The sequence below is a fragment of the Cytophagales bacterium genome, from assembly GCA_033344775.1.
Taxonomy (GTDB): Bacteria; Bacteroidota; Bacteroidia; order Cytophagales; family Cyclobacteriaceae; genus JAWPMT01.
Map to the genome: position 1 here is coordinate 2,045,697 of JAWPMT010000005.1, position 11,138 is coordinate 2,056,834.

The 11,138-nt window shown below is 45.1% G+C and carries 7 protein-coding genes; 5 read left to right on the forward strand and 2 right to left on the reverse strand.

Features of this window, described 5'->3' with window-relative positions; all coding sequences use genetic code 11:
• Window positions 1-3 precede the first annotated feature (3 nt).
• From pssA to R8G66_26370, 4 genes are read left to right on the forward strand one after another with little or no spacing between them, the layout of a single operon-like run.
• Window positions 4-669 carry a CDP-diacylglycerol--serine O-phosphatidyltransferase gene (pssA, locus tag R8G66_26355; GenBank protein ID MDW3195925.1) on the forward strand — a complete coding sequence of 222 codons (666 nt, stop codon included), beginning with the start codon at window positions 4-6 and terminating at the stop codon, window positions 667-669.
• 25 nt (window positions 670-694) lie between these two features.
• Window positions 695-4,105, forward strand: a complete 3,411-nt coding sequence (gene porU, locus R8G66_26360; protein ID MDW3195926.1) for a type IX secretion system sortase PorU — start codon at window positions 695-697, stop codon at window positions 4,103-4,105.
• Between the two features lie 32 nt (window positions 4,106-4,137).
• Window positions 4,138-5,337: a type IX secretion system outer membrane channel protein PorV gene (gene porV / locus R8G66_26365; protein ID MDW3195927.1), complete on the forward strand. Its 1,200-nt coding sequence runs from the start codon at window positions 4,138-4,140 to the stop codon at window positions 5,335-5,337.
• A 3-nt stretch (window positions 5,338-5,340) separates the two neighbouring features.
• On the forward strand, window positions 5,341-6,591 hold the full coding sequence (locus R8G66_26370; GenBank protein ID MDW3195928.1) for a pitrilysin family protein: 1,251 nt from the start codon (window positions 5,341-5,343) through the stop codon (window positions 6,589-6,591).
• Here R8G66_26370 and R8G66_26375 read toward each other — a convergent pair.
• Together R8G66_26375 and hemA are read right to left on the reverse strand one after the other, a co-directional pair.
• On the reverse strand, window positions 6,581-8,764 hold the full coding sequence (locus R8G66_26375; protein MDW3195929.1) for a WG repeat-containing protein: 2,184 nt from the start codon (window positions 8,762-8,764) through the stop codon (window positions 6,581-6,583). The two genes, R8G66_26370 and R8G66_26375, sit on opposite strands and share 11 nt — an antisense overlap.
• 52 nt (window positions 8,765-8,816) lie before the next feature.
• A complete protein-coding gene (gene hemA / locus R8G66_26380; GenBank protein ID MDW3195930.1) occupies window positions 8,817-10,079 on the reverse strand; it encodes a glutamyl-tRNA reductase in 1,263 nt (420 codons plus the stop codon).
• A gap of 129 nt (window positions 10,080-10,208) precedes the next feature.
• On the opposite strand from hemA, the gene R8G66_26385 reads away from it, so the two are divergent.
• Window positions 10,209-11,138: a helix-hairpin-helix domain-containing protein gene (locus R8G66_26385; GenBank protein ID MDW3195931.1), complete on the forward strand. Its 930-nt coding sequence runs from the start codon at window positions 10,209-10,211 to the stop codon at window positions 11,136-11,138.

An 11,138-nucleotide genomic window follows, 5' to 3' on the forward strand; every position in this document is an offset into this window, starting at 1 on the left:
ATCTTGAAACGTCATATCCCCAATTTGATCACCAGCCTCAACTTGCTCACCGGAGTATTGGGTATCATTTGGGTTTTTCAGGAAAACGTAAATGATGCACTGATTTTCGTGATCATTGCTGGGATCTTCGATTTTTTTGATGGATTTGCAGCGCGATTACTCAAAGTGCAGTCTCCAATAGGCAAAGAATTGGATTCCCTGGCGGACATGATCTCGTTTTCAGCATTTCCAGCGCTTTTTCTATTCATTTATCTACAAAATCAATATTTCGAAATCGCACCGTACGCGGCTTTATTGATTGCTCCATTTTCCGCCATGCGACTGGCGATTTTCAATACGGATGATCAACAAGCTGATAAGTTCATTGGGTTGCCTACTCCTGCCAATGCAATTTTTATTACTTCTTTGCCGCTCATGAATCCGTCCTTGCCCGAATGGGCATGGATCCTGTTGGCCGTAGCCAGCTCACTGATCATGGTGGCTCCTATTGAAATGATCGCACTGAAGTTTAAGAACTACAGCTTGAAGGACAACCTGTTCCGATATGTACTGATTGTCTTCTCAATTACCTTATTACTCGTTTTTGGGGTCAGAGGCTTAGTATTGGTCATTCCAGGGTATATATTGCTTTCCGTATTTTCGAACTTTTTCAGGGTAGAAAATAGTTGATCCATGAGGATTCCAATATTCTAAAGTGCTGAACGTTATGTGGGGGATGATCCGGTCTACCTTTCTGTTGTTATTTTATTTGGTTGGTGTGCAATCCCACGCCCAATTCGATAATTCCGTATTGGCAGATGGACAATGGCATAAGATCGCCATTGCTGAAGATGGTGTCTACAAAATTGATCGTGATTTTTTGACGGGCACTCTCGGACTCGATGTGCAAAATCTGGATGCACGAACATTGAAAGTCTACGGTAATGGCGGTAGAATGCTTCCACAGGCCAACGATGTAGACAGACCTACGGATTTATTACAAAACCCAACCTACGCCGAAGGATTGACTGATGGTTCTTTTGATGCGGGAGATTACTTGTTGTTTTATGGCATAGGGCCACATCAGCTTGAAATACGAAATAATCTCATCCACTACGAAAACAACGTCTACTCGGACTCATCTTTTTATTTCATCACCTACGGTGGAGATCCAGCTGAAAGCATGGAACCACGCATAGACATTTCAGGGGACTTCCCCATCAGAAGTGTTTATCAACATCTACTTGCACACGAAATTGATGAACGGAACATCCTGAAAAGTGGTCTCAGCCGTGGAGGCAGCGGCCGCGAATGGTACGGAGAAGTCTATCAAAGAAACGTCAATACGGATCGGGATTACAACTTTCAAGTCCCCAACTTCACTGGAAAAGGAAAATTACTGTTCGCTTCATTGAGCCAATCGGAAACGGATAACTCTTTTTCATTGGCCATGAATGACGCCAGCCTCGGTGATCAGGAACTCGATTCAATCAAATCCGTCTTCGAAGATCAATATGAAGATCGGGGAGTCAATCACGTCGACACTTTTGCTATTGATGTTCCCGCCGCCGATGAACTTACCTTAAATGTCGTTTTCAATTTTGTCAGCGGTATTTCCTCGATTGCCCGGCTCAATTACTTTGTCATCCAGGCCGAAAGGGAATTGGCCATTTACAATGGAATGACCCATTTTTCAAATGGACAAACGACGGACGGGATTCAGTTTGAGATTAACAATACCGACGAAAACAGCCAGGTTTGGGACATCACCGACCCACATCAACCGAGGTTAGTGGCGTTAGATCAGTCGGGAACTACCGTAAATTTCGATTATGTGGGAACGGCAGATCAGCAATTTGTCGTGTTCCAGCCGGAGGACATGCCTGTCCCCGATTACATCGAACAAGTTGCCAATCAAAACATCAAAGGTGCGGGACCTCAGGAAGGGCTGATCATTGCTCACCCCAGGTTCTGGTCACAGGCACAGCAGTTGGCGGAATTTCACCGCACAACTCAAAACCTGCAGGTAGAAGTATTCAACATCCACGAGATCTACAATGAGTTCGGGTCTGGCAGCAACGACATCACAGCGGTTCGGGACATGATCCGCTATTTCTATCAAAACTCGCCTAATCTGGGCTATGCGCTGCTATTCGGCGACTGCTCTTACGATTACAAGAATAAACTGAGCAACAACACCAATTTGGTGCCCACTTATGAGTCTCGAGATTCAGTACACCCTGTGCTGAGTTATTCTTCAGATGACTATTTCGGATTTATGGAAGAAGACGAGGGAGAATGGCTTGAAACTTCATTCGGCGATCACACGCTTGATATCGGCGTAGGTCGAATTCCAGCCAAAACGACTGCCGAAGCCACGGACATGATCAACAAGATCATTCGTTACAGCACTAGTGAAAGAGTACTTGGCAACTGGAAAAATACCGTAACCTACGTAGCCGATGATGGTGACCGTAACCAGCACTTGAACGATGGGGAAACACTTTCAAGAATTTTGGATGAAGAAGCAACGCAAATTCTGCCCCAAAAAATTTACCTGGATGCCTTTGAACAAGAATTAGGTGCCTCGCAGGAAACCTCGCCAATTCTTAGGGAGCAGATCAACCAGGCCATCGATGAGGGCACTTTCCTGATCAACTACATCGGTCATGGCAATGAATTCCAATGGATGGATGAAAATACCCTGGATACAACAATCGTAAGTAACCTTACGAATCGTTTCCGGTTGCCCATCTTCGTAACAGCAACCTGCCAGTTTGGACGTTATGATGATCCGGATTTCTTTTCGGGGAGTGAGCGCCTGCTGCTTGATCCAAATGGAGGCGCGATCGCCTTATTGACTACTACACGTCCGGTATTTGCTTCGAGTAACCGGCAAGTCAATATCGCCTTTCATAACAATATCTTTAGACGAGAAAACGGTCAATACCTTCGTTTAGGAGACATCATTCTTCGTACCAAAAATGAAAGTCTGAGGGGCCCCCGCAATCGAAACTTTGCGCTTTTGGGTGACCCGATGATGATGTTACAATATCCGGACTTCATTGCCACCATCGACGAGATCAATGAAAAAAGTATCACAACTGAGACGGATACATTGAGCGCCCTCGAAGAAATCACCCTAAGTGGCAGCATCCGCCACCTGGATTCCACACTAAATGCGGATTTCAATGGAGTAGTTGACATTGTGCTACTCGATGCTGCTTCTACTGCACGTACATTGGGTCAGGAAAGCTTCGCAACTTCTTATGACGTACAGGAAAATGCCCTGTTCCGTGGAAAAGCCTCTGTCTCCGGTGGTCGTTTTGAGACTTCCTTTATACTTACCAGAAATATTTCCTACCGATTCTTAGAAGGAAAGATCAGCTTATACGCACTGGATGAAGCAAATGGAACGGATGCCAGCGGCGCGACGGATCAGATCAGACTTGGAGGAACGGCTCTCATAACCCGAACAGATAACAATCCCCCGGAAATCGATCTCTATCTCAATAATGAACAGTTTGTCAACGGCGCTGTTGTTGAGTCCAGTGGCCTCTTGATTGCACGTGTATTTGATGAAAATGGATTAAATATTTCGGAAAACTCGATCAATCAGAACATTACACTTACACTGAATGACGAGGAGCCAATCGTGATCAATGATTTTTATTCAGCCAATGTAGATGACTTCCAAAATGGCTTTGTCACCTATCCGCTCAATGACCTGGTTGCAGGAAGGTACACCGCGACAATAAAACTTTGGGACACTTACAATAATTCCGCCACACAAACAGTTGAATTTATAGTTTCAGACGTTCGCCAGATCGGCATGGAAAATGTGTTTAATTTTCCTAATCCCGCATCTGGAACAACGACGTTTAACTTTGAACACAACCGACCCGGAGAAGAACTTGAAATTACCATTAACATCTATGGGGTAGATGGAGCGCTAAAGGCAACCCTTTACCATGAAATAGATGATAGTCCGACTAGAATTGATTTTCTAAACTGGGATGTAACTACTGCTTCGTTAGAACAAGGATTATATCTCTACAAAATAACGGTGAGAAGTACTTTAGATGGCGCGGTTGGCCAACAGGTGAAACGACTTATTGTGAATTAGATTACTTTTGCTAACCTGAAAAAAGACTAGCTATGAGGAGCTTTTTTAAGATCATGGTACTAACACTCATCCCGGGCTTTGCTTTGGCCCAGGGACCGCAAGTACGTATCAATGAACTTGGCGGCCAATCCAACCCGATTACGGTGGCCGTACCATTCATCAGTTTTGCACCCGACAGCCGCGGTGCAGCCATGGGAGATGCAGGTGTCGCCACCTCTCCTGACGCCTACAGCGTCCACTGGAATAATGCCAAACTGGCGTTTATCGATTACGATATGGGATTTTCCTTTTCGTATTCCCCGTGGTTAGGCAACATCGTGGACGACATGTCCCTGAACTACCTGACTTTCTACAAAAAGATCAACAGGGATCAGACTTTCGGCGCCTCACTGAGGTATTTCGACCTGGGTGAGATCCAACTGACAGACCTGAACGGAGATCCACTGGGCATTGAAAACCCGCGAGAGGCTGCCATTGACGTGACTTACGCAAGAAAATTAAGCGAAAACCTGAGTCTGGGTGCGACCGGTAGATTCATCTGGTCCAACCTATCAGGCAATATCACCAATGCACCGGACGTACGTCCCGGAACCAGCCTGGCCGTAGATGTTGGGTTGTATTATACGCAGCCACTTTCTCTCCCTGGCATTGAATCAGACCTTTCTTTAGGTGCACACATTTCCAATATCGGACAGAAGATCACTTATACCAGTGAAAGCAATGAAGACTTCATTCCGGCCAACCTGAGACTGGGTGCAGCATGGACTGGAAAGCTCGATCCTTACAACTCCATCACTTTCGCATTTGATGTGAACAAATTAATGGTCCCTACCCCACCAACCTATGTCACAAACGATGACGGGGAATTTGAGAGAAATCCGGATGGAAGTTTAAGAATTCTTGAAGGTGAAGACCCTAACCGACCACTGATCAGTGGTACCTTCGGTAGCTTTTCAGACGCTCCAGGTGGATTCAACGAAGAATTAAAAGAATTTAGCCTTTCTTTTGGAGCGGAATATCAATATCAAGAATTGTTCTTTGCCAGAGTTGGATACTTTTCGGAGCATGTAGATAAGGGCGACCGAAAGTATTTCACCGCAGGACTTGGATTCCGCTATCAGGTATTTGGATTGGATTTCTCCTACTTAATTCCTCAAGAACAAAATCACCCGCTAGGGGATACTTTGAGATTATCATTCATCTTCAGCTTCAACAAGGAGGAGGACCAATAAATAGTGCTTGACCGTACGGTAGCGCCACCTGCGCGATCCATTTCAGACATTGATATTCCTTTCCCCCAGACCTCCACACTGGGCAATGGTTATCCCACATTACTGGTACCCGAAAAGAGCTACCCGGTCATTTCTTTTGAACTGATCCTTTCAGGGGGTAAATGGCACGAACAGCATCCGGGCACTTCTTATTATGCAGCAAAAATGATTGCCGAAGGTGCGGCAGGTTTTACTGCAGAAGAAATATCTCTCAAATTTGAGTCAACTGGTAGTTTTTTGGAGATTGTTCCGAGCACCGATTGGGTCATATTCAGACTGCACACCCTCACGAAATTTTTCGAGCCTGCGCTAAGGTTACTTTTCGATCTGATTCGAGAAGCTTCCTTTCCACCTGATCGCTTTGAAAAGCTCAGCCAATTGCGTGAGCAGAATATACGGACGCAACTTGCCAAGAATACGCAGTTTGCCAACCTAACCATGGGTGAGCAACTGTTTGGGAAAGTACATCCCTACGGGCGGAATTTGATGCCAGAAATGGCAACAAAAGTACCTTTGGATCAAGTCAAAGAATTTTATAACAAGCAATTATTCCACGAACCCAAGATCATGCTGGTCGGGGATTTTGAAGCGTATCTACCTCTTGTAAACGAGTTGGCCAGACAAATGCCCGGAAGCAAGGCCGAAACGCTGACATTCTCCCCGGATCCCGGTGATAAAACCTTAGAAATAGAACGAGGTGGCAGTACGCAGGCTTCCATTCGAATCGCCGCTACTTGTATCAACAAGTCGCACGAAGACATCCACGGTTATACGATGGTTCACATGCTTCTTGGTGGTTATTTTGGCAGCCGTCTCATGAAGAACCTTCGTGAAGAAAAAGGGCTCACCTATGGCATCTATTCACAAATTGCACATCAAGGCAATGCGTCTTATTGGGTCATTGGCTCTGAAGTAAAAAAGGATGATGTCCAATTGGCCGTCAGTGAAATTGAGAAGGAAATTGAAGGTCTACATGAAAAAGAACCTTCGATGGAAGAATTGGCCATTGTCAAGAACTACGCAAGAGGAAAACTGCTGTCTTCTTTTGATTCTAGTACCTCGATCGCTGCGATCCACCGCCCCCAGTTCATGGCAGGAATTCCTTTCACTCACCTGAACAACTATCTGCAAGTTTTGAATGAGATAACACCGGCAGACATCAAAAGCCTGGCCATCAAACACCTGCATCCTACCCATAAGGTTATCATTGCCTGATCGGCAATAAATACAGGTACCGCTCACCGGGGATGATCTCCCCATAGTCAAACCCTAACTTGAGCTGTCCCGAATGATCATAAAGGCCTTTTTTACCTTTCCTTTCTGCAATGATTAGGCCATGACCCACATCTTGCATTTCGTCAAAAGAAGGAAATAAAATGAATTCTCCTGCCGAATTGGCCAATCCCTTTCTCCCTTGCTGATCCTCGAGGATATAAGAACCTTCTTCTGTTCTTGTTATTATTTTGAAACTCACTTCCAGCACCTCTTTGCCTTCCTGATCTACTAAACCGTAATGGTCACGATGAACAATCGCCCTGCCGTTTTTGAAATCACCGACCTCCGTAAACTGCGGCTGGATCACTAGACGTTCATTTTTGTTGATAAATCCCCATTTACCAATCAATTTGACCGGGGCCATTTCCTCGCTAAATCGCCGGGCACTGTCATAGCGATTAGCTATCCTAATTCGGCCTTTATCATCCAGAAAGCCATACAGGTCATCTTTTTTTACCAGAAAGAATCCCTCGGAGTAATCTAATACTTGCTGCACGCCATCATCCAGCCGGACGACAAAAGCCCCCAGGCCATCTTTGATCACGGCACCCTCAGGTCGCTGCCCTGCATAGAAATCTCCCAGGTGCCTTACGTTATCATAGATAGGATCAAATATGACCAGCCCTTCCCGTGTGATCAGTCCCCTGCCATCATGGCTCAACATTTCGATCGAAGAATTACCCTCCTTCAATTCAAACCGGGTCGTGAGTAAGTTTTTACCTCGAGAGGTGATTAATGAACGAAAACCGTTTCCTTCTGCAACAAACAGATCACTAAGCTGGTCAATCGAAAAGTAACCCGGTTGCACCAGCCAGTTACCAAATGCATTGATGATACCCCAGCTCCCCACGTACTTCGCAGGAAAGGTAGACTCAGTTCCCACACCAATGCTATCGTATACATTGGGAACAATTTGCTTGCCTGAAAAATCTAATAAACCCCATTGGCCTGTACGCTTCACCGGAATATATTGTGATTGCGAGGGCATCACTGCCTGTAAAGGATACGGGTTTATTTTTCGTCCGTAGAGATTATAAATGTCCCAGCTTTTCCCACTTAAACCAAAGAAATAAGCGCCATCAAAATAAACAGAATCTCCATGCAGGACCTTCTTGCCGGAGTAATCGAAAACCTCGAATTGATCGTCTGTCCTGGCGATGGCAAAGCCCTTTTCCGCCCTGACCAGTTCTAATTGCTTATTGGCAAGAATTTCTATTGAATCTGCAAAGAAACGCTGCCCTCCGTTGATAGAAGCCACGAGTAACTCTCCGTAACTGGATATGCTGTCCGCAGCCAGCTCCACGATCGGATCTAAAGACCAGTCATAGATCTGCCACGTTTTGGCGGCAACTGGCGCTGGCTCCCCATCCAAATTGGAGATTTCTTTGTAAACGGGTTTGTATAGCACAGTCCCAGTTTGGGTATTGATTAAGCCTTCCGCTCCGTTTCTGCGGATCAGGATATAGGAGGATGATACTTCATAAGTGTCTACCTCCTCATCGGAAACAAGAGTGCCATTCTCCCGAAAAAAATACCAGAACCCACCAGCATCCATCGCGGCGAAAACCTGACCAATCCTTTCAATTTTGAGGTACGAATCCTCCAGGATTTGCTCGAAGGCACCGTTGAACACCCCATAGGTTAATTCACCCGCATCGTAATTACTGACCAGATAGAAACCATCCAAAGCGGAAATCTCAAAAAAGGCATTGGACAGTTGATGATTCCCTTTTCCATCGATCAATCCATACTTCAGTTGATTGGACAAGGAACCCTTGGAGCTTACCAGAAAAAGCCCCGAAGAAAAAGGCTCGATGCTGTAGTACCTGGGAGTTGTGAGCTTCTTACCTTCGATATTCATCAGCCCCCATTTTCCGGACTGCCTGTAGCCCAACCACTCACCAATGGGTTCATCTGTGTTCGGGTGCCAGCCTAGTGCTTGAAATTTTGGTGAGATCAGTACGTCACCGAAGCTGTTTTTAAGTCCGAATTGACCATTTTCCTCAAATACTTCATTGGCAGTTTGCGCATGGAGTAGCAGGCCGGAAAACAAATAGCAGATGGTAGAAAAAATGAGCCTTTTAATAGTCCCGTAATTAAGAGTATATGCCAAAGTTAATCAGCGGTACACAGGACCAACGGCATTTTTGATGAAAGGGAATAAATCAGGATTTTGTGACCTCTTCCTGCTCCAGATTGAACAAATCGTTGAGGCTTTCGACCAGGGTTTCCGCCTCACCTCTCTTGCAGGCAGCCTTCAGCTGCAGCACCGGCAAACGCATGACTTTCTGAATGATCCCTTTCGTAGCAGAATCCAACAGTTTCAATTCTGACTCAGAAGCCTTCTTCACGTATTTCGAGATCTCCTTTTGACGGATTTCTTCGAGGGCATTCTTCAATTTCTGGATGGTTGGAGAAACTTCCATCTCCTGCGCCCAATTATGGAATTCATCTACTGAATCCACCAGAATTTGTTCTACAGCAGGAATGGCATTTTTTCTTTCCTGTACAGTTTGCGTGGTTTTCTCCTCGATCTGGTCCACATTGTACAACAGCACATGTGGTAACTCGTCTACTTCAGGTGCCACACTCCTGGGAACCGACAGATCAATGACCAGCTTTTGACCGGATAACTCACTGTCCAGATGCCCTTTGGTAATGATCGGATCATCTACCGCAACTGTTGAAATAATAGCGTCAAAATCTGAAACATTAGCAAGGGCCGCTTCTAATGACAAGGTGTGGTAACCTAATCGGGAAGCCAGGGTTTCTGCTTTTGAAAGCGTCCGATTCGCCAGATAAATGGCTGCCTCTATACCTTCTAAGTTTTCAGCTATATTTTCACCAATCTCTCCTAACCCGAGGAGCAATACCTTAGGCTGTTCGAAATTGGGGATTACTTGCTTCACTAACTCTACTGCTGCGTATGAAGTAGAAGCTGTTCCATCTCTAAATGCTGTCTCCTGCACTACGCGCTTGTTGGCATAGAAGATTGCGTGCATCAACCGGTGAAGAAATGGCCCGGCCATGCCTTCGTCTGCCGAATACTGGTAGGCCTTTTTGACTTGATTAGAGATCTGGATATCGCCAAGTACTTTTGACTCTAATCCCAGAGAAACGCGATATAAATGATTGATGGCCGCATCTCCTGTATAAGACTTGAAATGCGATCTAAAATCCTGAAACTGGAACAAATCTTTCTCAACGCTCAACAAAGACAAGATTTCTTCATCTCTATTACCCTCCGCACTGTAGTAGATCTCCGTACGATTACAGGTAGAAATGATGATAGCCTCTCCAAGGCCGAGTGTATCGCTGAGTACTTTGAGAAACTTGCGATTGGACTCCTCTTCGAGGGTTACTTGCTCCCGCAAATCAACCGGGGCTGACTTGTAAGAGATACCTAAAGCGCGAAAAGTTTGATGCATTTCAATTAGAACGTCTGCAAAATTAAAAAATTCAATGTTTTAATGCCACGATAGTTTCCCAGTATTCTTCTCCCTTGACGGCAATTTTTCCATTTTGGTTGCCTGACCTATATTTAAGGCAACAACTACATGAAACGCTTTAGGGTATACATCATTAACCTGATTGGCTTTAACAAAACAGAGGCCAACGCTACGATCATACTTCTTAGTATCGTCTTACTTGCCGGGATATTGCCCAGGAAATATTTCCGCATGTCGCACTCCACAACCTCTACCGAGCAACAAGACAAACAGTTGCTTAGCGATTGGCTTTTAGAAATTGATAACAGCCTGAAAGCGAAAGATAGTTTTAAGAAACAGCAAAAAAATACTCCAATCTACGAGCCCTTCAAGTTCGATCCTAACCTCGCCTCCGACGCGGATTTGAAAAAACTCGGATTTAAACCATACCTCGCTTCGCGCATCGTTAACTATCGTAAAGCGGGCGGCAGCTTTAAATCGCCGGAAGAATTATTAAAAATTTTTGGGATGGACTCGGCATTGGTCCACAGACTGACGCCCTACATTGCTATTGCTCCTCCTGCGAAAAAAGAGAAAAACCTTTCGACCCCAATCGCCTCCGTAGAAAAGAAAAAAACAGAAAAGAACGCGCCAAAAATCTGGATGGATCTCAATTTGGCAACCAATGAAGAATTACAGGAAATAAGAGGCATTGGGCCTTTTTATGCCAAAAACATCCTGGCGTATCGGAATGAATTGGGTGGGTTCTATTCATACTTACAACTTACTGAAGTCTATCGAATGAAACCGAACGTCATCGATCTGCTAAAAAAACACACCTATATCAGCGAGGCACCTACTCAGAATCTCCCCATCAATTCAGACTCCATGAAGCACCTGGCCAATCACCCGTACCTCAACTGGAATCAGGCCAGGGTCATCGTAAATTACCGCAAACAGCATGGCACATTCACCGATGCGGAGGAGTTACTCAACATAAAGATCATCGACGATAGTCTTTATCAGAAAATATCTCCCTATATTTCTGTGGAACCATAG